This is a genomic window from Nocardia transvalensis NBRC 15921 (assembly GCF_000308875.1).
GTDB classification, from domain to species: Bacteria; Actinomycetota; Actinomycetes; order Mycobacteriales; family Mycobacteriaceae; genus Nocardia; species Nocardia transvalensis.
In genome coordinates this window covers 15569-37666 of record NZ_BAGL01000017.1, presented here as the reverse complement: position 1 = coordinate 37666, position 22098 = coordinate 15569, and the positions used below count along the sequence as shown (strand labels likewise).

General features: G+C 68.5%; 19 protein-coding genes and 1 riboswitch. Of the genes, 4 read left to right on the top strand and 15 right to left on the bottom strand.

The window, feature by feature from the left end:
* Positions 1–33 precede the first annotated feature (33 nt).
* The 9 genes from ON41_RS42935 to ON41_RS06965 form a co-directional block, all read right to left on the bottom strand.
* The gene (locus ON41_RS42935) at positions 34–1437 is read right to left on the bottom strand and encodes an acyl-CoA dehydrogenase family protein (RefSeq protein WP_040746171.1); all 1404 of its coding nucleotides are present in this window, start codon (positions 1435–1437) and stop codon (positions 34–36) included.
* A 26-nt stretch (positions 1438–1463) separates the two neighbouring features.
* The gene (locus tag ON41_RS07000; RefSeq protein WP_040746169.1) at positions 1464–2333 is read right to left on the bottom strand and encodes an SDR family oxidoreductase; all 870 of its coding nucleotides are present in this window, start codon (positions 2331–2333) and stop codon (positions 1464–1466) included.
* Between the two features lie 29 nt (positions 2334–2362).
* Complete coding sequence (locus ON41_RS06995) at positions 2363–3238, bottom strand: MaoC/PaaZ C-terminal domain-containing protein (RefSeq protein WP_040746167.1); 876 nt, start codon at positions 3236–3238, stop codon at positions 2363–2365.
* Positions 3235–3672 (bottom strand): type II toxin-antitoxin system Rv0910 family toxin, encoded by a 438-nt coding sequence (locus ON41_RS06990; protein ID WP_040746166.1) that lies wholly within the window; start codon positions 3670–3672, stop codon positions 3235–3237. Before ON41_RS06990 ends, ON41_RS06995 begins: the two co-directional genes overlap by 4 nt.
* A 201-nt stretch (positions 3673–3873) precedes the next feature.
* Positions 3874–5088 carry a lipid-transfer protein gene (locus tag ON41_RS06985; protein WP_040746164.1) on the bottom strand — a complete coding sequence of 405 codons (1215 nt, stop codon included), beginning with the start codon at positions 5086–5088 and terminating at the stop codon, positions 3874–3876.
* A 167-nt stretch (positions 5089–5255) separates the two neighbouring features.
* The gene (locus ON41_RS06980; RefSeq protein ID WP_040746163.1) at positions 5256–5900 is read right to left on the bottom strand and encodes a TetR/AcrR family transcriptional regulator; all 645 of its coding nucleotides are present in this window, start codon (positions 5898–5900) and stop codon (positions 5256–5258) included.
* A 60-nt stretch (positions 5901–5960) separates the two neighbouring features.
* Complete coding sequence (locus ON41_RS06975) at positions 5961–7181, bottom strand: MFS transporter (RefSeq protein WP_373281325.1); 1221 nt, start codon at positions 7179–7181, stop codon at positions 5961–5963.
* Positions 7182–7604: 423 nt separating this feature from the next.
* Positions 7605–8822 (bottom strand): NADP-dependent isocitrate dehydrogenase, encoded by a 1218-nt coding sequence (locus ON41_RS06970; protein ID WP_040746161.1) that lies wholly within the window; start codon positions 8820–8822, stop codon positions 7605–7607.
* Between the two features lie 333 nt (positions 8823–9155).
* Positions 9156–10646, bottom strand: a complete 1491-nt coding sequence (locus ON41_RS06965; protein WP_040746159.1) for an MFS transporter — start codon at positions 10644–10646, stop codon at positions 9156–9158.
* A gap of 248 nt (positions 10647–10894) precedes the next feature.
* Here ON41_RS06965 and ON41_RS06960 point away from each other — a divergent pair, with 248 nt between their 5' ends.
* The 3 genes from ON41_RS06960 to metX all read left to right on the top strand — a co-directional run bounded on the left by ON41_RS06960 (position 10895) and on the right by metX (position 13218).
* A complete protein-coding gene (locus tag ON41_RS06960; protein WP_051161066.1) occupies positions 10895–11542 on the top strand; it encodes a TetR/AcrR family transcriptional regulator in 648 nt (215 codons plus the stop codon).
* Between the two features lie 51 nt (positions 11543–11593).
* Positions 11594–11704: riboswitch (SAM riboswitch) on the top strand.
* Between the two features lie 96 nt (positions 11705–11800).
* A complete protein-coding gene (locus tag ON41_RS41400) occupies positions 11801–12064 on the top strand; it encodes a hypothetical protein (protein WP_157185388.1) in 264 nt (87 codons plus the stop codon).
* Positions 12061–13218, top strand: a complete 1158-nt coding sequence (gene metX, locus ON41_RS06955; RefSeq protein WP_338088165.1) for a homoserine O-acetyltransferase MetX — start codon at positions 12061–12063, stop codon at positions 13216–13218. The genes ON41_RS41400 and metX overlap by 4 nt, the downstream gene beginning before the upstream one ends.
* 9 nt (positions 13219–13227) lie before the next feature.
* Here metX and ON41_RS06950 read toward each other — a convergent pair whose 3' ends face one another.
* Positions 13228–13545 carry a DUF3017 domain-containing protein gene (locus ON41_RS06950; RefSeq protein WP_051161065.1) on the bottom strand — a complete coding sequence of 106 codons (318 nt, stop codon included), beginning with the start codon at positions 13543–13545 and terminating at the stop codon, positions 13228–13230.
* Between the two features lie 73 nt (positions 13546–13618).
* On the opposite strand from ON41_RS06950, the gene ON41_RS06945 reads away from it, so the two are divergent.
* A complete protein-coding gene (locus ON41_RS06945) occupies positions 13619–14083 on the top strand; it encodes a tRNA (cytidine(34)-2'-O)-methyltransferase (protein WP_174411300.1) in 465 nt (154 codons plus the stop codon).
* 12 nt (positions 14084–14095) lie between these two features.
* Here ON41_RS06945 and ON41_RS06940 read toward each other — a convergent pair whose 3' ends face one another.
* The 5 genes from ON41_RS06940 to ON41_RS06920 form a co-directional block, all read right to left on the bottom strand.
* Positions 14096–15292: a DUF4349 domain-containing protein gene (locus ON41_RS06940; protein WP_051161064.1), complete on the bottom strand. Its 1197-nt coding sequence runs from the start codon at positions 15290–15292 to the stop codon at positions 14096–14098.
* 30 nt (positions 15293–15322) lie between these two features.
* Positions 15323–16309, bottom strand: a complete 987-nt coding sequence (locus ON41_RS06935) for a hypothetical protein (RefSeq protein WP_157185387.1) — start codon at positions 16307–16309, stop codon at positions 15323–15325.
* A gap of 200 nt (positions 16310–16509) precedes the next feature.
* Complete coding sequence (locus ON41_RS40075; protein WP_218003372.1) at positions 16510–18114, bottom strand: glycoside hydrolase family 19 protein; 1605 nt, start codon at positions 18112–18114, stop codon at positions 16510–16512.
* The gene (locus ON41_RS06925) at positions 18111–18419 is read right to left on the bottom strand and encodes a hypothetical protein (protein ID WP_040746155.1); all 309 of its coding nucleotides are present in this window, start codon (positions 18417–18419) and stop codon (positions 18111–18113) included. The genes ON41_RS40075 and ON41_RS06925 overlap by 4 nt, the downstream gene beginning before the upstream one ends.
* 247 nt (positions 18420–18666) lie before the next feature.
* Positions 18667–21948 (bottom strand): error-prone DNA polymerase, encoded by a 3282-nt coding sequence (locus ON41_RS06920; RefSeq protein WP_040746152.1) that lies wholly within the window; start codon positions 21946–21948, stop codon positions 18667–18669.
* Positions 21949–22098: the final 150 nt, after the last annotated feature.

Here is a 22098-nt window from a genome sequence, read left to right as displayed (position 1 = left end):
ACCCCTCGGCACCGATCCGCCGGCTGCACGCCGTCATCCCAGTAGGCCCTTGGCGATATGGGTTACCTGGATTTCGTTGCTGCCGGCGTAGATCATCAGGGACTTCGCGTCGCGGGCGAGCTGTTCGACCCGGTACTCGGTCATGTAGCCGTTGCCGCCGAACAGCTGGACCGCTTCCATGGCGACCTCGGTGGCGGCCTCCGAGCAGTACAGCTTGATCGCCGAGGCCTCGGCCAGCGTCGGCGGTTTGCCGGCGCGGGCGCGCTCGATGGCGTTGAACACCATGTTCTGCACGTTGATCCGCGCCACCTCCATCTTGGCGAGCTTGAGCTGCACCAGCTGGAAGCGGCCGATCTCCTGGCCCCAGAGCTTGCGGTTCTTCGCGTAATCGACGCAGAGCCGGTGGCATTCGTTGACGATGCCCAGGGCCATGAAGCCGACGCCGATACGCTCGGCGGTGAAGCTCGACCGCGCGCTCTCCCGCCCGTCGCCGCCCTTGTGCTCCTCGGTCTCGCCGAGCAGCCGATCCCGGCCCAGGCGCACGTTGTCGAAGAACAGCTCGCCGGTGGGTGAGGCGTGCAGGCCCATCTTGCGGAACGGCTTGCCCTGGGTGAACCCCTCCATCCCCTTGTCGAGGACGAAGGTCAGCACCTTGCGGTCACGCTTGCTGTTCCCACCACCTTCCCCAGCCTGCCCGCCACTACCTTCCCCGGCATGCCCACCACTGCTTTCCCCGGCATGCCCACCACTACTTGCCCCGGCATGCCCACCACTACTTGCCCCGGCATGCCCACCACTACTTGCCCCGGCATGCTTTTGGCCGGGGTCCAACTTGGCGTAGACGATCACGACATCCGCATAAGGCCCGTTGGTGATGAACGTCTTCTGCCCGTTGAGGATGTAGTCCTCACCGTCGCGCTTGACGTAGGTCTTCATCCCGCCGAAGGCGTCGGAGCCGCTGTCGGGCTCCGTGATCGCCCAGGCCGCAACCTTTTTCATGGTCACGATGTCCTTCAGCCACCGCTCCTGCTGCGCGAGCGTGCCGCGCGACATGAGGGTGGTGGCGCCGAGACCGAGGGAGACGCCCATGGCGGAGACCAGGCCCATGCAGACGCCGGACAGCTCGCTGACCAGCACCGCCATCAGCGACTCCTGGCCGCCGAAAGGCCCGCCGCCCCCGCCTTTGCCGCGCTTGCCGGAATCGGCGGTTGCCGTATCCGCGGGGGCATCGGCCGCTTTACGCTGCTTGGCCAGCAGCTTGTCGACCGCCTCGGCGCCCATCGCGTCGATCCCGAACTGGGAGAAGAGCTTCCGGATGACGGGATACGGCAGCATCTCGCCGCTCTCCAGCTCGTCCAGATGCGGACGGACCTCCTTCTCGATGAAGCTCCGCACCGCGTCCCGGATCAGTATGTCGGTCTCCGACCATTCGAACATCGTTGTTCTCCACTACTTTCGGGGGGCTACGGCAACCGGGCGGCGATATCGTCGATCAGCCAGGGGCCATCGGTCTCGATGGTCTTCACGTCGTGCCAGCCGGCCAGTTCGGAGATGGCCCCGCCCTGCACCGCGAACACCTTGCCGGTGATCGGGCACTTGTCGCTCGCCAGGTAGGCGACCAGCGGCGAGATATTGGCGGGGCTGAAGGCGTCGAATTCGCCCTCGGGGACCTCGGCCGCGAAGATCGCGCCCATGCCCGGGGTGGCCAGCGTCAGACGGGTGCGCGCCATCGGCGCGATGGCGTTGACCCGGACCCCGTACCGCTCCAGCTCGTCCGCGGCGACCAGGGTCAGGGCGGCGATCGCGGCCTTCGCCGCGCCGTAGTTGGCCTGACCGGCGTTGGGGATGGTGACACCCGACGCGGACGCGGTGTTGACGACCGCGGCCGTGGGCTGGTTCCCCGCCTTGGACTGGTCCTTCCAGTACGAGGCGGCGTGCCGCAGCAGGTTGAAGTGGCCCTTCAGATGCACGGCGATGACCGCGTCCCACTGCGCCTCCTCGAGTCCGGCGATGAAGCCGTCGCGCAGGATGCCCGCGTTGTTGACCACGACATCCAGCCCGCCGAACTCCGAGACAGCTTGGTCGACAAGCTTTTTCGCGCCGTCCCAGGTCGCGATGCTCTCGGTGTTGGCGACGGCCCGCCCGCCGGCGGCGGTGATCTCGTTCACCACCTCCTGCGCCGGACCGACGTCGGCGCCCTCCCCCGTATTGTCCCCGCCGAGATCGTTGACGACCACCGCCGCGCCCTCGCGGGCGAACAGCAGCGCGTGCTCGCGCCCGATGCCGCGACCGGCGCCGGTGATGACGGCGACCTTGCCTTCCAGTGCGCCCATATGTCGACTCCTGTACTCGTTGTCGTTGTCTAGTCCGCGATCTCGGCGAGACCGTCGCTGAGCACCACGTCCTCGCCGCGCACGGTCTCGAACGCGTAGGTGGTGATGCCGTTGGCGGACTTCACCTTCCAGATCCGCGTCCGCAGATCGTCGCCGGGAAAGACCATTTTGGCGAAGCGCACCGCGAAACGCTTCAGCCGGTGCACATCCGAGCCGCCGACCTCGGTCAGCACCGCCCACGACGCGAAGGCCATGGTGCACAGGCCGTGCGCGATGATGCCGGGCAGGCCGGCGTCCTTGGCGACATCCTCGTCCAGGTGCAGCGGGACCGGATCGCCGGAAGCCGGTGCGTAGCGGTAGGTCTGGTCGATGTCGACGTGCTGGGGCACCTCCGCGATCGGGTCCGCGGACCGCAGGCTCTCGTCGAACTTGTGCTCCGGCGCGGCCTGCCCCGCCGTCTTCCCCGCGTCGATATTGCGGAAGAAGGCGGTCAGGTACTGCTCGTTGACCAGTTCGCCTGCCTCGGTGCGGGATTCGATGTGCACCGTGATGCCGCTGCCGTTCGGCTTGCCCGCGTAGCCGATCGCCCGGGCCCGCGACACCAGCGTCTCGCCGGGGCGGATCGGCCGGTGGAAGTGGAAGTCCTGCTCGCCGTGCACGACCCGGCCGAAGATGTCCATCGGCGCCACGTCGATGACCGGCACCAGCATGGCGTCGAAGACCGGCACGATCGCGAAGACCGGCGAGGCGATATCCCCGGTGCGGTGGGCCTCGATGGGATCGTTGGTGGCGGCGGCGTATTCGGCGATCCGCTCGCGCAGGACCTCGAAACGCTCCTCGTCGCTCCAATTGCCGAGGCCGGAGTCGTCGAATTCGACGACCCGGCCCGCGGTGTCGGAACTCATGCGGCCGACGCCAGCGCCTCGAGCTGCTCGAGGGACGTCTCGAGCTGCTTCATGCCGTCCTTCTCCACGGCCTTGCCCAGGGCGCCCTTGATGAGCGCGCCCTCGAAGTCGCCGTTCACCGACAGCTCGCTGCCGTCACCGGCGGGTGCGATGGAGAAGGTGAATTCGACCTTGACTCCGGCCATTCCGGTCGCCGTCAGGGTCAGCGTGCTCGGCGCCTCGACCGCGGCGACATTCCACTCGAACTTGTTGGCCATGCCCAGCATGACCACCTTGGCGACCAGCTTGTTGCCGACCTCCAGCGTCGCGGGCGGCTCCTCCATCCACCGCTCGTGAATGGAGAACCAGTCGCCCCAGGTATTCGGATTCCCGACCACGGCCCACAGGGCCTCGGGGGTAGCGGACAGCTGCTTGGTGTACTCGATGTGGCCCATGGTGTTCTCTTTCGTAGTTTGGATGCCAGGCGGCCCCGGCAAGTGCGTTATCCCGGCGCGCCCGCGTAACTCGTCATCCCGGCGCGCCCGCGTACTTCGTCATCCGGACGCGCCCGCGTACTCGTCATCCCGACGCGCCCGCGTACTCGTCATCCCGACGCGCCCGCGTAACTCGTTATCCCGGCATGCTTTTGGCCGGGATCACCGCTCGGCGCGCTGGTAGGCGGTGACGATGGCGGCCCCGCCGAGCCCGATATTGTGCTGCAGCGCTGCCGTCACGCCCGGCACTTGCCGCTTGTCGGCCGTGCCGCGCAGCTGCCAGGTCAGCTCGCTGCATTGGGCCAGACCTGTTGCGCCCAAAGGGTGTCCCTTGGAGATCAGGCCGCCGGAAGGGTTGACGACCCAGCGGCCGCCGTAGGTGGTCTGGTTGTCGTCGAGGAGCTTTCCGGCCTCGCCCGCGCCGCACAGCCCCAGGGCCTCGTAGAGCAGCAGTTCGTTGGCGGAGAAGCAGTCGTGCAGCTCGATGACCTGGAAGTCCTGCGGGCCCAGGCCGGACTGGTCGTAGACCTGCCGCGCCGCTTGGACATTCATGTCGTAGCCGATGATGCCCTTGGCCGTGCCGTCGAAGGTGGAGGCGAAGTCGGTGGTCATGGCCTGCCCGACGATCTCCACGGCCTGCGCCGCCAGCCCGTGCTTGTCGACGAACGCCTCGGAGGCGAGGATCGCCGCGCCGGAACCGTCGGAGGTCGGCGAGCACTGGAGTTTGGTCAGCGGGTCGTAGATCATCCGCGCGTCCAGGATGTCCTGCATCGAATATTCGTCCTGGAACTGCGAATACGGGTTGTTGACCGAATGCTTGTGGTTCTTGTACCCGATCTTCGCGAAGTGCTCGGCGGTGGTGCCGTACGCCTTCATGTGCTCGCGGCCCGCCGCGCCGAACATCCACGGCGCCGGCGGGAACAGCACCTCGGAGATCTCGGCCAGCGCCATCATGTGCTTGGCCATCGGCTGCTCGCGGTCGTCCCAGGTGGAGCCGAGCGAGCCCGGCTGCATCTTCTCGAAGCCGAGCGCCAGCGTGCAGTCGGCCAGACCGCCCCGGATCGCCTGTGCCGCAAGGTACAACGCGGTGGAACCGGTCGAGCAGTTGTTGTTGACGTTGACGACCGGGATCCCCGTCATGCCCAGCTCGTACACGGCGCGCTGACCCGAGGTCGACTCCCCGTACACGTAGCCGACATACGCCTGCTGCACCTCGTCGTAGGAAATCCCCGCGTCGGCAAGCGCTTTCGTGCCCGACTCGCGGGCCATATCCGGATAGTCCCAGGCGCGGGTGCCGTCCGCGTCCTCCACCTGACGCCGCCCCGGCTTCTCGAACTTCGTCATGCCGACCCCGACGACGTAGACCTTGTTCGCCATCGCACTCCTCACTTCGGGCCGCCCACCGAGGTGGGCAGCGTGCGCCGATCCAGCGGATCGAATCTGGAAACAAACATACAGAGCTGTATGTAACGTGGCAAGAGGGTGGGCGGCGGCCCGAGAAGCCAGAGGGAGGCAGAGTCGGCGAAAAGTCAGCCGCCGAGGAGTTACTTGCCGGAGCGCAGGCCCGGAAGGGACGCTTCCGCAGCCAGGCGCAGGTGAGCCGAGGCGCGCTTCCAGCGACGGAGGGCGCGGTCGGAATCAGGATCGATAAAATTGGACACCAGGATTCCGCGTAGCGCGTCCATGGCGGTGTAGACGAAATCTCGGGCGATCTTGCGGTCGACCTCGTCGGGGACGAGTTGCGCGGTGGCCGTGAGCACGGCGTTGTTGACGAACGGCTCGACCTTCGCCATCTCGGCGGCCAGCACCCGATCGACCCGGCCCGCCACCCACAGCTCCATGGCCGCGATGAACAGCGGCCCCTGATGCAGCTCCCACATGAAATCCAGCACCGCGGCGACGGGATCGCCCTCGGACCGGAAGCGGCCGATCTCCTGCATGGCCGCATCGGTGCGACGCTGGGCGAGGTGGCTGATCGCGGCCACCACGAGGTCGGTCTTGGAGCCGAAGTGGTGCACCTGCGCGCCGCGGGTCACGCCCGCGCGCTCGGCCACCCGCGGCGTCGTGGTGCCCACGTACCCGAATTCGACCAGGCAGTCGATGGTGGCGTCGAGCAGCCGGACGCGCATCTCACTGCTGCGCTGCTCCTGCGTGCGACGCTGCGGTTTCGAGACTGCGGGCCCGGTCATTCCGCGAATTGTACACTTACATGCACGGGTGTATGAAAGTGCGCTGCCGGACGGGTGGATTCAGGACTGCCGCACCGGACCCGTGCCATGCCGCCGGGCGAGCCAGACGGTGATCGTGAACATCAGCACGCCCGAGACAGCCAGGCCCGCGCCGACCATCGCAGGAGCCGTGTAGCCGAGACCTGCGGCGATCACCAGGCCGCCGAGCCACGCGCCCGCCGCGTTGGCGATATTCAGTGCGGCGTGGTTGAGGGCGGCGGCTAGGGTCTGCGCGTCGTGGGCGACATCCATCAGGCGGGTCTGGAGGCCCGGCGCGAGAGCAGCCCCGGACGCGCCGACCAGGAAGGCGCCGATGCCGGCGGTGTACGGATTGTGCGCGGCGGCAACGAATCCGGCGAGGATGACGACCATCGACACCAGCGCGAGGAAGATCGCGCGGTCGACGCCGCGGTCGGCCAGCACGCCGCCGATGATGTTCCCGGCGATCATGCCCAGCCCGAACAGCGCCAGCACGATCGGCACGAGACCCGCCGGCATCCCGGCGACATCGGTGAGCGTGGTGGTGACGTAGGTGTAGACGGCGAACATGCCGCCGAACCCGACCGCGCCGACGACCAGTGTCAGCAGCACCTGGGAGCGGCGCAGAGCCCCGAGTTCGGTGCGTGGATCCGTGACGCGAATCGCGGTGAGCTGGGGGACGAATTTCGCGATGGCGAAGATGGTGGCGAGGCCGATCACGGCGACCACCATGTAGGCGTCGCGCCATCCGAGATGCTGGCCGAGCCAGGTCGCGGCGGGGACGCCGACGACATTGGCGGCACTCAGGCCCAGCATCACCGCGGCAATCGCCTTGGCGCGCTGACCGACCGGAGCGAGCGTCGCCGCGGCCAGCGAGGCCACACCGAAGTACGCGCCGTGCGGCAGCCCGGAGACGAACCGCGCGGCCACCAGCGTCCCGAACGACGGCGCGATCACCGAGGCGAGGTTGCCGAGGGTGAAGGCCACCATCAGGCCGATCAGCAGGCGCTTGCGCGGCATCCGCGCGGACAGCGCGGCGATCACGGGGGCTCCGACCACCACACCCAGTGCATAGGCCGAGACGGCATGGCCGGCGGACGGCTCGGACACGTTCATGGCGTGCGCGATATCCGGCAGCAGGCCCATGGTGACGAATTCGGTGGTGCCGATGCCGAAGCCGCCGAGCGCCAGCGCGAGCATGGCGGGGATGTGCCAGCCGGTGCGTCCGGGGATGGGCACCACCGGCACGTCGGTCGCGGGCACGTCGGCGCTGCCGCGCGCGGTCGCGGCCGGCGAGACGGAGGAGGTCTGGGGATTGGCCACTGCGGGCGGGGTTACGGAGGCCACGACTCAGCGCAACATGGCGGCGAACGCTCGCGCATCCCGAATAAACGGTGATCTCACTCACCGGCCGGGAACGCCGGGTTCGGGGCGATCACCGCGCCGCGGGCGGTCGGCGGAGGAGGAGAGCGATATCGCTTGCCGGACAGCAACGTTCGGCTCCCGGGGCCAGCGGGCTTTCGACTCGCCCGGCACGCGCTGTATCGGAGATCACGAACGGGCCGGCGGAGCGCCCACGTCACCCGGAAACAATTCGGGCACCCGCGGCCACCGATCGAGGTGGGGGCGGGTGCCCGGATGTTCGTTTGTTTCCGGCCACAAGCACGCCGGAAAACGGAGGTGGCGTCAGCGCAGTTCGCGCGCCAGGTTGGCGTCGAGCACACCGAGGAACTCCTCGGTGGTCAGGTAGCCCTGATCGCCGCCGACCAGCAGCGCCAGGTCCTTGGTCATCTGGCCGTCCTCGACGGTCTTGATGACGACGTCCTCGAGGGTCTGGGCGAAGCCGATCACCTCGGGGGTGTTGTCCAGCTTGCCGCGATGGGCGATGCCGCGGGTCCACGCGAAGATCGAGGCGATCGGGTTGGTGGAGGTCGGCTTGCCCTGCTGGTGCTGCCGGTAGTGGCGGGTCACCGTGCCGTGCGCGGCCTCGGCCTCACACGTCCGGCCGTCCGGGGTCAGCAGCACCGAGGTCATCAGGCCCAGCGAGCCGAAGCCCTGCGCCACGGTGTCGGACTGCACGTCGCCGTCGTAGTTCTTGCACGCCCAGACGTAACCGCCCTCCCACTTCAGCGCGGAGGCGACCATGTCATCGATGAGCCGGTGCTCGTAGGTCAGACCGGCGGCGTCGAACTCGTTCTTGAACTCGGTCTCGTAGATCTCCTGGAACGTATCCTTGAACATGCCGTCGTAGGCCTTCAAGATGGTGTTCTTCGTCGACATGTAGACCGGGTAGTTCTGCTGCAGGCCGTAGTTCAGCGACGCGCGCGCGAAGTCCTCGATGGACTTCTTGAAGTTGTACATACCCATCACCACGCCGCCGTCCTCGGGCAGCTTCACGACCTCGTGCTGGATCGGCTCGGAGCCGTCCTCGGGCGTGAAGGTGAGGGTGACGGTGCCCGCCTGATGCACCTTGAAGTCGGTGGCGCGGTACTGGTCGCCGAACGCGTGACGCCCGATGATGATCGGCTTCGTCCAGCCCGGAACCAGGCGCGGGACGTTCGAGATGATGATCGGGGCGCGGAAGATCGTGCCGCCCAGGATGTTGCGGATGGTGCCGTTGGGCGACCGCCACATCTTCTTCAGGCCGAATTCCTCGACACGCGCCTCGTCCGGGGTGATGGTGGCGCACTTGACGCCGACCCCGTGCTTGTTGATGGCATTGGCTGCATCGACGGTGACCTGGTCATCGGTCTTGTCCCGATATTCGATCCCGAGGTCGTAGTACTCGAGATTGATGTCGAGGTACGGGTGGACCAGCTTGTCCTTGATGAACTGCCAGATGATCCGGGTCATTTCGTCGCCGTCGAGTTCGACGACGGTACCTTCAACCTTGATCTTGGACATGGATCTTCGTGTCCTCCTAGGAAGGTGCTCCCATTGCACGGCCAGGCGAACACGCTTGTGAGCGGACCCCAGCTGTTCAACAGACAACGTATACGCCCCGCGATGTCGGCGGGACGCCAGGTGCTAAACAAGACAAGCGTACTGGTGCGCTGGGTCTCACTGCCAGGGGCCGCCTCATTGAGAGTTGGCTACGACACAGAAACGCCCCGCTTCTCCGCCGCGATCTCCCTTGTTTCCGGCATGGTTTTGGCCGGAAACACCGAGTTCCCGGCCAAAAGCATGCCGGGAACAGGGTGGTCACGCCGGGAACAGGGTGGTATTGCCGGTGATTGATCAGACACCCACTGCCACGTGTTCGGAGCCCTCCAGCAGGTTCTGCGGCTTGTCCCGGATCATCAGGGCGACGATCGGGATCGCCACCAGGAAGAACACCGCGCCGACGTAGAAGGCGACGTCGTAGCTGTGGATCGCGGCGCGGGCCGCGAGGTTGTCCGCGCCCGGGTTGTTCTCCGCGAAGCGCTGGGCGACCTGCACCGAGATGGTGGTCAGCAGCGCGGTGCCGATGGCGCCACCCACCTGCTGCGCCGCGTTCAGCAACGCGCTGGCCACGCCGGAGTCCTCGGCCTCGACCTGGTGCAGCGCGGTGGTCTGCATCGAGACGAACATCGGGCCCATACCCAGCGACATCAGGATCATCGCGGGCAGCACGACGGTCGCGAACCCGTCACCGAAGCTCAGTTGTGCCAGGTAGACCAGGCCCGCCACGCCGAGCGCGACGCCGCCGAGCATGAGCGGGCGCGGGCCGATCCGCGGCAGCAGAGCGCTGGCGATACCCGCCGAGACCACGATCCCGATCGGGAACGGCAGGAACGCGACACCGGCCTTCAGCGCCGAATAGCCGAGCGTGATCTGCAGGTAGTAGCTGAGGTTGATGAACATCGCGAACATGGCGATCGGGATCAGCAGCGCGACCAGGAACGAGCCGCCGCGGTTGATCTCACCCGGAATATGCAGCGGGAGCAGCGGATTCGCCGTGCGCCGCTCGATCGCCACGAATGCGATCAGTAGCGCGACGCCCGCGACGAGCAATCCCAGCGTGCTGCTGGCGAGCCAGCCGTCCTCGGCCGCGCGGCTGAAGCCGTACACCACGCTGATCAGGCCCAGGGTGACGGTGACCGCGCCCGGGAAGTCGTAGCCGCCGGTCCGTGGCGCGGGCACGTCCTTGACCACGAACGCCAGCGCACCGATCAGCGCGATGATCGCGACCGGGGTGTTGACCAGCAGGCACCAGCGCCAGTCGGCGTATTCGGTGAGCGCGCCGCCGGCGATCAGGCCGATCGCCGCGCCGCCGCCGGACACACCGGCGAAGACGCCGAAGGCGCGAGCGCGCTCGGACGCCTCGGTGAAGGTCACCGACACCAGCGACAGCGCCGCCGGGGCCAGGACGGCCGCGAACGCACCTTGCAGCGCGCGGCCCGCGAACAGTTCGGCGGCATTCTGCGCGAGACCCGCCAGCGCCGAGGCGGCGGCGAATCCGACGAGGCCGACCATGAACATCCGGCGGCGGCCCAGGTAGTCGGCGAGACGGCCGCCGAGCAACAGGAGGCCGCCGAAGATCAGCGTGTAGGCGGTGAGCATCCACTGTTTGTCGCCGTCGCTGATGTTCAGATCGCGCTGGGCGAACGGCAGCGAGATCGTGACGATCGTGGCGTCGAGCACCACCATGAGCTGGGCCAGGGCGAGTACGACCAGCGCCCACCAGCGGCGCGAGCTCTTGGGCTCGGCGGAGGTATCGGGAGAAACGAGTGTCCCGGTGTCGGTCATGAAGGGGGCTCCTGCATCGGAAGGGAACGTGCAGCCATCGTGGCATCGCCGGACAATTGGCGTCAAGAGAAAAATGTCTGACTGTGACATTTGGCGTATCTCGTCACAATCAGAGCGGATGGCGATAGAATCTGGACATGCTCGACTCACCGCTGCGTCCCGCACAGCCCGACCGGTCAGGGCCCGAAGGCGGCAGCCCGCGTAACCACGCAGGGCCCCCGGGCGGGCAGAATCAGACACAGCCTGGCTTGCGCGAACGCAAGAAGCAGCAGACCCGGCACCGCATCATCGAGGTCGCGCTGCGGTTGTGTGATGCGCACGGCTTCGAGGCGACGACCGTCGAACAGATCGCGGAGGCGGCCGACGTCTCGCCGCGCACGGTGAACCGGTACTTCGAGCTGAAGGAGGACATCGTCCTCGCCCCGATCGAGGACTGGGGCAAGGCGATCGGCGCCGAACTGCGCAAACAGCCCGTGACGGGCAACGAACTCCAGTCCCTGCTCGACACCTACCTGGCCGTGACCGCTCAGAGCATCGCGGACGGATCGGTGCCGTTCGAGTGGTTCCAGCGCATGCAGCGGATCAGCCGGGCCAGCCCGACGGTGCGCGCCCGCAGCATGGAGGTCGCCGACACCAAGACCGTCGAGATCCACTCCGCCCTCGCCGAGCGCATCGGCGCGGACAGCGAGTCGATGACGGTGCGGCTCATCGCGGCCACCTTCAACGCGATCCTGCGCACCGGTATGGAATGCGACGCGGAGATCCCGCAGGGCGACCCCGCCGACTCGGCGGACGCCAGCGTGCGGGCCGTCCAGGGCGCCTACGACGAGTTCATCCGCCGCTGCGCGGTCCCGGTGGTACGGGCCGCCGGTGCGGAGAGCGAGCCCGGGCGGTAGCCGCCACCTGGTCTCGCCCCGGCCACCGGCGATCCGCTACCATCCCAATCAGGTCATGAGTGCCAGCGCCAAGCCCCGGCTCGCTGGCCGGCAACCCTCCAGTTGCGGTGGGGTGCTCCGGGTGATGACCCGGCTCTCGAAAGACGAGAGCAAGCGCGACTATCAGGAGGTCATCGAGATGTGCTGTATCTGTTCGCTACTCGAAACCAGGTAACTGCCGCACGTCCGCCCCACGGCGATCCTTACTCGGAGTAACACATGAGTGACTCGACCGCACCCCGAAACATCTCGGCACACGACGCCTCGCGGCACGTACATCGCGGCGTCGGCATGATCACATCCGCCACGCCGGGCTCGCACGCCCGGGTCATGAAGGTCACATCTCCCGGCCTGGTCATAGCTACAGCAGGGGGTCCGACCTCGATCGCTACCATCGACGGTATGCGTTTCGTCGTCACCTCTCCGGCCGACGCCGGATGTTCGTGGTCGGCGGGCGCCGCATGCGCGACGGCGGCGCGGTGACCGTGAGCATCGACCCGAGCACGGCCCGGTCGGCGGCGACCCTGCTGCCGCCGCCGGATGGCACGCTCGGCACCATCGCCATCGGGGACGTGCGGCTGGAGAGCGGCGCGGTGGTCCCGGACGTCGAGCTGGCCGTGCAGCGCTGGGGTGAGCTGTCGCCGGAGGCCGACAACATCGTGCTGATCGAGCACGCGCTCACCGGCGACTCGCACGTGGCGGGCCCGCCCGACGACCTGCACCAGCTGCCGGGCTGGTGGGACGGCATCGTGGGCCCGGGCCTGCCGCTCGATACCGATCAGTGGTGCGTGGTCGCCACCAACGTGCTCGGCGGCTGTCAGGGCAGCACCGGGCCCTCCTCCCTCGCATCCGACGGAAAGCCGTGGGGCGCAAGGTTTCCCGAGATCTCCATCCGCGATCAGGTGACTGCCGAGGTGGTGCTGTTCGATCTGCTCGGCATCGAGCGGCTGGCCGCCGTGGTCGGCGGATCGATGGGCGGCATGCGGGTGCTGGAGTGGATGGTCGGCTACCCGGAGCGGCTGGAGGCCGGGCTGGTGCTGGCGGTCGGGGCGCGCGCCACGGCCGATCAGATCGGCACCCAGACCACCCAGATCGCGGCCGTCCAGGCCGATCCGAACTGGCAGGGCGGCAACTACCACGGCACCGGCCGGGCGCCGACCGCCGGACTGGGGATCGCCCGCCGGATCGCGCACCTGACCTACCGCACCGACTTCGAACTCGACCACCGCTTCGAGAACCGCCCGCAGGACGGCGAGGACCCCCGCGACGGTGGCCGCTACGCCGTGCAGAGCTACCTCGAGTACCAGGCGCAGAAGCTGGTGCAGCGCTTCGACGCGGCCACCTATGTGCTGCTGTCCGAGGCGATGAACCGGCACGACGTGGGCCGCGGCCGGGGCGGGATCGAGGCGGCGCTGTCGGCGACGACGGTTCCGTGCATCGTCGGGGGCGTCGACTCCGACCGGCTCTACCCGCTGCGCACGCAGCAGGAGCTGGCCGATCTGCTGCCCGGCTGCAAGGGCCTCGAGGTGGTGCATTCGCGCGACGGGCACGACGGCTTCCTCACCGAGACCGAATCGGTCGGCAAACTGCTGGTGGAGACGATGGAGCTGGTGCGCTCGGCGCGCACCGGGCACTGAGCGGGTAGCTCAGCCGACGCCGAGGCTGCTGATCGTCGCTGCCAGCGTGATGATGGCGCCGCCGAGCACGACGTAGGCGCCGACGTCGAACGGTTTGCCGCGCACCGCGAGCAGGCCGACCCGGACGGTCGGCAGGCACGCCCGCAGCGCCGCCGCCAGCAGAGTCGCGCCGCCGATGACGTAGGCGCCGCGGCGCCAGCGGTCCTGCGCGACGAACACCACCGCCACCAGCAGGACCGCCACCACCAGCAGCAACGGCAGATGGTTGCGGAAGAACCGGTCGGCCGGGCCGGGGTGCTGCGCGGGAGTCGCGGGAGCTTCGGTCACGCCCCGATTCTTACATGCGGGCGCCCGGTGCCGCCGTGCCGCGAGCCGCACCCCTCGTGCCATGCTTGTGCCCGTGCTCCATGTGGTGTTCTTCGAGCCTCGTATTCCGCCCAACACGGGTAACGCGATCCGGCTGGCCGCCGGCACCGGGTGCGAGCTACATCTGATCGAGCCGCTGGGATTCGACCTGTCGGAACCGAAGCTGCGGCGGGCGGGCCTGGACTACCACGACCTCGCGTCGGTGACCGTGCACGCGAACCTCGCGGCCGCCTGGGACGCCATCCGGCCCGAGCGGGTGTTCGCGTTCACCACCCACGCGACGACGCACAACACCGACATCAGCTATCGCAAAGGCGATGTGCTGCTGTTCGGGCCGGAGCCGACCGGGTTGCCCGACGAGGTTCTCGCCGACGCCCGCATCACCGATCAGCTCCGGATCCCGATGCTGCCCGGGCGGCGGTCGATGAACCTGTCCAATGCCGCCGCGGTCGCGGTGTACGAGGCGTGGCGGCAGTTGGGGTTCCCGGGGGCTGTCTAGGGTTCTCGGGTTTTAGGGTTCTTCCCGCTTGTCGGGCTTCGGTGAGGGCTGGTCTTTTTCAGGAGTCGCGGTCTCGGCCGTGGCTTCTTCTTCCGAAACCGGCTCGGCCGTAGCGCCTTCTTCGTGGGCTGATTTCTCTACGGAATCAGAGCTTTTCGGAGGTGTGGGCTCCTCTGTCGGCTCGGCGCTTTCCGCGGGCGGGGACTTCTCTTCGGTACCGGGGCTTTCTGCGGGTGCGGGCTTCTGTTCAGCGCCGGCGCTTTCCGCGGGCGTGGACTTCTGTTCAGCGCCAAGGCTTTCCGTGGGCGTGGGCTTTTCGACAGCTTCAGCGCTTTTCGTCTTTCGGTTGCGGCGGGTTGTCAGCCGCGCGATGGCCCAGACCATTGCCCAGACGACGGCGGCGAGGAGTACCAGGAAGGCGAGCCATGGGAGGGCTGCGCCGGTGGACTTCAGGGCACGCAGCAGGGAGTGCCAGCCGTCGACTATGCGGTCCCAGTAGCTGTCCGAGCCGGAACCCGCCGGCTCGTCGGTGCTGAGGTCGATGGTCAGGGTGGAGAGGGCGATCTCGTCGTCCAGCTGCCGTTTGCGGGCGGTGAGGCTGTCCAATTCACCCTGCCGGCTCGACAGGGCGTTCTCGGCGGCGATGAGGTCGGCGGTGCTGGCGGCGCCGGCGACCAGGGCCCGCAGCCGGTCGACCGAGGCCTGCAGGGCCTTGATGCGGGCGTCGAGGTCCTGCCACTGCATGGTCACGTCGTCGCGCTCGGTGGTCACATTGGTGACCTGGCCGAGGCCGTTCAGGCCGTTGACGAAGTCGTCCGTCTTGTCGGCGGGCACCCGAACGGTCAGTTGCGCACGGGGTTTCGTGGTGTCGGTGCCGGGCTGTTCGGACCGGCTGTCCACCCGGCCGGAGACCGCCCGCACCCGGTCGACGACCTTGCCGGCCCCGCCGATCGGATCGGCGGTGGTGATGTCGACGCTGCCGGTCACGACCTCCTTGCGCGCGGCGGTGATATCGGGAGAATCGCTGTTCTGCTGCTTCGGGCTCGCGGGGCCCTGTTCGCGTAGCGCGGGCGGCGCTCCGGGAGCGGTCGCCGGTTCGGCGCCCCGCCCGTAGCCGGAACTCTTCGAGTCCGAGGTCTCGGACGCACCGCATCCGGCGAGCAATGCCACTGTCATCAAGCCGGCCAGCAGGACGGCGACTTTTCTCATGGCACGCAGCGTAACTACCCGTCGCACCTTTCACCTTCCTTCTCGTGACGGCCGCGGACTCGGTTGCGGACTGGTCGCCCCGCGCGCGAGGCGCAGGTCGATCACGTCGTGGCCGAGGACGCGCGCCTCGTTTCCGGTGACGAGCAGCAGGTCGCCGGTGTGCACGGTGTGGACTCGATCGCGGCCGGTGCGGCGGATCTCCAGCGCGGCCGCCGGTCCGAGCGGGGCGTGGCGGAGGGCGTCGTCGCCACCGTGCCGATCCCAGTTCGCGTCGCGCCTGGTCCACACGGCGGTGGTGGTGACCCGGTCCGGGGCGGACGGTTCCCAGAACAGCCCGGTCACGGTCTGCTCGGGCCCCTGCCAGCGCAGGTCCGCGAGGGCCGAACAGGCGGCGAGCGGCGGCAGATCGACGGCCTCCGATCGTCCTCGTGACAGGTCGATCCGAACCAGTCGCGCTGTACCGCAGGTCTTTCCGTCCCGCGCGTATCCGATCAGCGCGACGCTTCGGCCGTCCGGGCTCAGCGCCGCGTCGCCGAAGGCGGTGTTGACGCTCGCGTCCGAGATATCCAGTGCTGTTGCCGCGCCGCTCGCCCGGTCGACCGACCACAGGTGGTTGATTCCCCAGGCCGCACCGGGAGGCGCCTCGAGGCGATCGAGGATGAGGGTTCGGTCGTCGGCGGCGAGCAGCCGGGGCTCCGACAAGGTATTGCCCGGAGCCACCGAATGCGGCGGAGGCAGTGAAATCGTCTCAGGTGCAATCGAATTACCGTTCCGGAGATCCGCGCGCACGAACTGATCCGGTCCTTGCCACCACCCGACCGTCGTACCGGACAGCGGGAAGACCCGATCGCAATGGCAGCTCACGCGGTTCGGCAGCAAGGCGCCGTCGCTTGTCGCGGCCACCGACACCGCGCCGGTGGCGTCGATCGCGTAGACATGCGAATCATCGTGGGTGAAGCCGAAATCCACAAAGGTGCCCGCGTGCCGTGCGATTACCCGGTCTGTGCTGGCTACCACCACCTCCCCTCGCGAGTGATATACGAACGGCCGATCTCCTACACCGCTCACTGTTGTCGGCTCCCCCGCCGACCCGGCCAATCCTCCGGCGCATCCGGATGCGATCAATACCCACATCGCCACGGCCAGAACCACAATCGAGCACCAGACTTTCCCGGCGAGCCCGCGAGAGCCACGCGGCCCGAACCTGCCGCCGGGAGTCATCCGAGGATCCCCAGAGCCCTGGCGTAGTACTCCTGGCGGGCGGCGAGGCCGTTGTAGCCGCCGTTGACGGCCTGGGTGACGGCGGCGAAGTCGCCCGCGTCGGCGAGTGCGTTGATATTTCGAGAGGTCCAGTACCACTGGGCTATCCGGAAGCCGATATCCGGCTGGGCGGCGAGTTCGGGGAGGCCCTCGAGGTCGAGTCCCAGGGCCTCGCCCGCGGCGCGGTAGTTGCCGCGGCCGGTCAGCTGGATGGGGCCGCGGCCGTGGTAGCGGGGGCCGTCGCCGGGTTCGGTATTGCCCGCGGCGGTATTCGGCTGGCCGGGGTCGTACTGGCTGAAGTAGTCGTCGTCGCCCAGTTCCTCGAAATAGCGGAGCTGGCAGCTCTCGTGGGCCAGTTGGGCGAGGAAGGCGGCCTGCCGCGGGGGTGTGGTGATATCGCCCTCCTGCATCGCGGCATTGAGCGCGGGCAGGTATTCCTCGGCACGATCCCAGGACAGGTCGGGCATGATCGCGACGAGTTGCTCGGCGGTAATGCCCGCGGGTGGCGGTGGCACGGGAGGAGCCGGCAGTGGCGGCACGACAACCGCTGCCGCCGAACCGGTGTCGAGAGGGTGGTCGAGCTGTTCGCGGATATTCGCGACAGGCTCCGCGATCGAGGGCGGAACGGTGGGCGCTGACATGCCCGCGTGGTTCTCGAGCGGTGCATCCTGCGTCACCGCGGCGGAAGTGGTGCTGTCCTGACCTATTTCGGGCGGCGGGAGCGGGCCGGCGACGACGAGTTCGCCTGCCTCGTCACACGCGTCGGCATCCGGCTCCGGGGATTGGTCGCCCGGCTGCGGTACAACCGGTGGATGTTCCGCAGCGGACGCACCGGTATCCGTCGCGGCTGCCTCCTGTGATCCCGCCTCATCGGGACCACAGGTGGCTGGGTTCGGCGCGCCTGCCGAGTTGGCGGACGGTGGCACCGATGATTCGGGGCCCCAACGTGTGGGCGGGGCGGTGTGGTCGTGATCGCCGGCGGCAAGATCCTCCGGGCCGGTGGCGCCGGGGGCCGGTGGCGTCGGTCCGGGACGGATCAGGGCACCCAGACCGGTACTGAGCATGCCTGGGAGATCGAAAGTTCTAGCGAGGCGCGCTATTTCGGCGGTGATGTCCCGGATTGCCGTGCGGCCGCGCTGGTCGGCGCGTTCGACGGCGGCTACGGCCTCGGCGATGACCTCCTTCCATTCCTGCGCGGTATCGGCGGCGGCGACCGTCCAGTCGTCGGCGACGCGGCAGCCGGCGGCCTCGGCGTCGGCCACGTAGTCCAGCAGGGCGAGGGCCGTGTAGTGCAGTTCCGACAGGGCTTGCGCGCCGGCGTCGCGCAGCGCCTCCGCCTGCTGGCACAGCAGCTGGTGATGGCGGTGCGCGACGTCGACGTGGGCGAGTACCGCGTCGTAGGCCATGCCCTGCCAGCCGTCGCCGTCGAGCCGGTGACAGGTGTCGCGCACGGTGGCCGAGAGGGTTTCCAGATCCTCGATGTGACGGTCGAATTCCGCGCACAGGAGGTCCGCCGCCTCCGCGGCGCGCCAGGTGGTCACCACCGACCGCGGCGGGATCATATCCGGACCACCGAGGCGAGAGCGGCGGCGCCGTGGCGGTCGGCCGCCGCGAAGACGTCGACGGCCTGTTCGGTGTGCTCGGCGAGTCGCCGGAAACATTCGGCGGTGCGGCGCACGATTTCCAGTGCGACACGGGCCGATTCGCACCACTGCGGCGCGGTGGCGCTCTGCGGAACCAGATCCGCGATCGAGGCGCCGGCGTCCACGGCGGTATCGATCATCTCGCAGATATCCCGAAACACTTGCAGCGCGACGACTCCGAACCGCAGCACCGCGTCGGCATCGACAACACACGAACCGGACATGCGCCCCCCTTAGCTGTCATTTCTCCGTCTGCGGCCACGGTATCCACCACCGTTTGCCCAAGTCACGGCCCAATCCACAGCCGCACCCCGTGCGTACTCACGCACCCTTTACATGCGCTGGAGAGGGTGCGGGAGTACGCACGGGGTGCGAGAGCACAGAACGGGTGCGGACGCATGCACGAGGCGCGGGTGAGGGCAGCGTGCGCCGATACGGCCGGGGTTCGGATGTTGTCGCGGGGAGAGCGATTCAGCGGAAGTCGCGGGATTTGGAGGCTATGCGCAGGTCCAGGCGTTGAAGGTGTTCGGCGACCACGCTCACGGCGCCCTCGGCATTCTGGACCCGGCCGCGGATCAGGAGGGCGGAGGCGCCCTGGGCGACGCGGCGGTAGCGGCGCCACAGGCCCACCGAGCACACCACGTTCACCATGCCGGTCTCGTCCTCCAGGTTGACGAAGGTGACGCCGGAGGCGGTGGCGGGGCGCTGGCGGTGGGTGACGGCGCCGCCGATGAGGACCTTCGCGCCGTCCGGAACCCGGGACAGCTGGTCGGCGGCGAGCGCGCCGAGCGAATTCAGGTGCGCGCGCAGGAATTCCGTCGGATAGCTACCCGGCGACACGCCGCTCGCCCACACGTCGGAGGCGGCGAGTTCCAGTTCGCTCATGCCGGGCAGGGCGGGGGCGTCGGTGGCCGCACCGGTGCCGGGCAGCCGGTCCGGACGCTCGCCCGCCGCCGCACCGGCCGCCCACAGCGCCTGCCGCCGGGTGAGGCCGAGACTGTCCAGCGCACCCGCGGTCGCCAGCGACTCCGCCTGCGGCACCGTGAGTTCCACGCGTCCGGTCAGATCCAGGAAGGAGGTGTACGGCCCGGATTCCCGTGCGGTGACGATCTTCTCGGCGAGTTCGTCACCGATGTGCCGGATCGCGGACAACCCCAGCCGCACCTGGGCGCCGCGCTGTTCGAGGGTGGCGCCGGCCAGGCTGTGATTGATGTCCGGACCGTGCACCACCACGCCGTGCCGGCGGGCGTCGGCGACCAGCGACTGCGGCGAATAGAACCCCATCGGCTGCGCGTTCAGCAATCCGGCGCAGAAGGCGGCCGGATGGTGGAGCTTGAACCAGGACGAATAGAACACCAGCGAGGCGAAGCTCTGCGAATGGCTCTCCGGGAAACCGAAATTCGCGAACGCGTACACCTTCTCGTAGATGCTGTCCGCCAAATCCCCGGTGATGCCGTGCAATTCGCGCATGCCCTGATAGAAGCGCTCGCGCAGCCGCTCCATGCGCTCCGGCGATCGTTTGGATCCCATCGCCCGGCGCAGCTGATCCGCCTCGACCGCGGTGAATCCGGCGACGTCGACGGCCATCTGCATCAACTGCTCCTGGAACAGCGGCACACCCAGGGTGCGAGACAGCGAATTCTCCAGCGCCTTGTGCTCGTAGATCACCTCTTCGCTGCCGTTGCGACGGCGAATGTAGGGGTGCACCGAACCGCCCTGAATGGGGCCGGGCCGGATCAGCGCCACCTCCACGACCAGGTCGTAGAATTCGCGCGGACGCAGCCGCGGCAGGGTGGCCATCTGCGCCCGCGACTCCACCTGGAATACGCCCACCGAATCGGCGCGCTGCAACATCTCGTACACGGCCGGTTCCTGGAGATCCAGCTCGTACAGCTCGATATTCTCGCCGACGTGCTCGCGCACCAGGTCGATCATGTAGTGCAGCGCCGACAGCATGCCGAGACCGAGCAGATCGAATTTCACCAGGCCCGCCGCGGCGCAATCGTCCTTGTCCCACTGCAATACGCTGCGGCCGGGCATGCGCGCCCATTCCACGGGGCATACGTCGGCCACCGGACGATCGCAGATCACCATGCCGCCGGAATGGATGCCCAGATGCCTCGGCAGGCCCTCGATCTCACCGGCGAGCGCCAGGACCTCGCCCGGAATATCGGTGTGGGTCTCCCCGGCGATGCCGGTCCACCGGCTCACCTGTTTACTCCACGCGTCCTGCTGGCCGGGCGAGAAACCCAGCGCCCGAGCGGCATCGCGCACCGCGGACTTACCCCGGTAGGTGATCACATTGGCGACCTGGGCGGCGTAGTCGCGCCCGTATTTCGCGTAGACGTGCTGGATCGCCTCCTCGCGGCGATCGGACTCGATATCGATATCGATATCGGGCGGCCCGTCCCGCTCCGGCGACAGGAACCGTTCGAACAGCAGATCGTTGGCCACCGGGTCGACATTGGTGATGCCGATCGCGTAGCAGACCGCGGAATTGGCCGCCGACCCCCGGCCCTGGCACAGAATGCCGTGGTTCCGGCAGAAGTCGACGATGTCGTGCACCACCAGGAAGTAGCCGGGAAAACGCATCCTCTCGATGATCCCCAGCTCGTAGTCGATCTGCCGGTACGCCTTGGGATTTCGCTCCGGCGGGCCGTAACGCCGGGCCGCGCCGTCGTAGGCGAGTGCGCGCAGCCAGGAATCCTCGTCGTATCCGTCCGGCACCTCGAACGGCGGGAGCTGGGGGGCGATCAGGGTCAGGTCGAAGGCGCATTCCCGCGCCAGGGCAACGGCATTGGGCACCGCCCGCGGGCAGGCCGCGAACAGCCGCGCCATCTCCGCACCCGAGCGCAGGTGCGCGCCCCCGGACGGGGCGAGCCAGCCGGCCATGTCGTCGAGGCTCTGCCGGGCGCGGATCGCCGCCAGCGCCATGGCGCGGCGGCGTTGCGCGGGTGCCGCGAAATGCGCCGCGGTGGTGGCGATCACGGGCCGTCCGGTCCGGTCGGCGAGGGTGATGAGCCGGGCGTTGCGCTCGTCGTCCTCCGGGACGCCGTGGTGGGTGAGTTCCACGGTCACCCGGTCCGGGCCGAACCGCTCCATCAGGTCCCGCAGCGCCGCCTCGGCCGCCGCGTCACCCTCTCGAAGCGCTTGGCGCACATGGCCTTTGCGGCATCCGGTGAGTATCTGCCAGTGGCCGCCCGCAGCGGCGGTGAGCCGGTCCAGGTCGTAGCGCAGGATCCCCTTCTCCCCCGCCGCCATGTGCGCGGCCGAGATCTCCCGCGACAGGCGGCGATACCCCTCCTGACCGCGCGCCAGCACCAGCAGATGCGGGCCGCCGGGGTCGGGCGCTCCGGCGCGGAGCGCCCCCTCGCCACCGAGTGAGAGTTCCGCGCCGAAGACCGTCGGCATCCCCCATTCGGCCGCCGCCTCGGCGAAGCGCACCACGCCGTAGAAGCCGTCGTGATCGGTGAGCGCGAGCGCCTCCAAGCCCAGCCGCACCGCCTCCTCCACCAGGTCCTCCGGCTGGCAGGCGCCGTCGAGGAAGCTGTAGGCGGAGTGGGCGTGCAGTTCCGCGTAGGGCACCACCGGCGCCGAGGGGTGTGGTCGCGGGCCCGCCCGGTACTCGCCGCGCTTGCGCGACCAGGCCGGGCTGTCGCCGCCGTCCCCGGGCGCGTCGACGGCCCGGCCGGGCCGCCCGGACAGCACCCGTTCCATCTCCGACCACGTCGGCGGGCCGTTACCCCAGCCCATGCACACCTCCGGCAGACCGATCGGTTTCCATTATCGTCGAACATACATTCGATGACACCCGGGTCCGACGCAGGGTTGCAGGACTGTGACGAACTCACGTTGGCGATGGAACTTACTTTGGAGTAAGTTCGTCTCAACTCGACCTGCAAG

Excerpts from the sequence above, each read along its gene's own strand:
- ON41_RS42935 (WP_040746171.1), bottom strand. The coding sequence starts at position 1,437 with ATGTTCGAATGGTCGGAGACCGACATACTGATCCGGGACGCGGTGCGG.
- ON41_RS07000 (WP_040746169.1), bottom strand. The coding sequence starts at position 2,333 with ATGGGCGCACTGGAAGGCAAGGTCGCCGTCATCACCGGCGCCGGTCGC.
- ON41_RS06995 (WP_040746167.1), bottom strand. The coding sequence starts at position 3,238 with ATGAGTTCCGACACCGCGGGCCGGGTCGTCGAATTCGACGACTCCGGC.
- ON41_RS06990 (WP_040746166.1), bottom strand. The coding sequence starts at position 3,672 with ATGGGCCACATCGAGTACACCAAGCAGCTGTCCGCTACCCCCGAGGCC.
- ON41_RS06985 (WP_040746164.1), bottom strand. The coding sequence starts at position 5,088 with ATGGCGAACAAGGTCTACGTCGTCGGGGTCGGCATGACGAAGTTCGAG.
- ON41_RS06980 (WP_040746163.1), bottom strand. The coding sequence starts at position 5,900 with ATGACCGGGCCCGCAGTCTCGAAACCGCAGCGTCGCACGCAGGAGCAG.
- ON41_RS06970 (WP_040746161.1), bottom strand. The coding sequence starts at position 8,822 with ATGTCCAAGATCAAGGTTGAAGGTACCGTCGTCGAACTCGACGGCGAC.
- ON41_RS06965 (WP_040746159.1), bottom strand. The coding sequence starts at position 10,646 with ATGACCGACACCGGGACACTCGTTTCTCCCGATACCTCCGCCGAGCCC.
- ON41_RS41400 (WP_157185388.1), top strand. The coding sequence starts at position 11,801 with ATGAGTGACTCGACCGCACCCCGAAACATCTCGGCACACGACGCCTCG.
- ON41_RS06940 (WP_051161064.1), bottom strand. The coding sequence starts at position 15,292 with ATGAGAAAAGTCGCCGTCCTGCTGGCCGGCTTGATGACAGTGGCATTG.
- ON41_RS40075 (WP_218003372.1), bottom strand. The coding sequence starts at position 18,114 with ATGATCCCGCCGCGGTCGGTGGTGACCACCTGGCGCGCCGCGGAGGCG.
- ON41_RS06925 (WP_040746155.1), bottom strand. The coding sequence starts at position 18,419 with ATGTCCGGTTCGTGTGTTGTCGATGCCGACGCGGTGCTGCGGTTCGGA.
- ON41_RS06920 (WP_040746152.1), bottom strand. The coding sequence starts at position 21,948 with ATGGGCTGGGGTAACGGCCCGCCGACGTGGTCGGAGATGGAACGGGTG.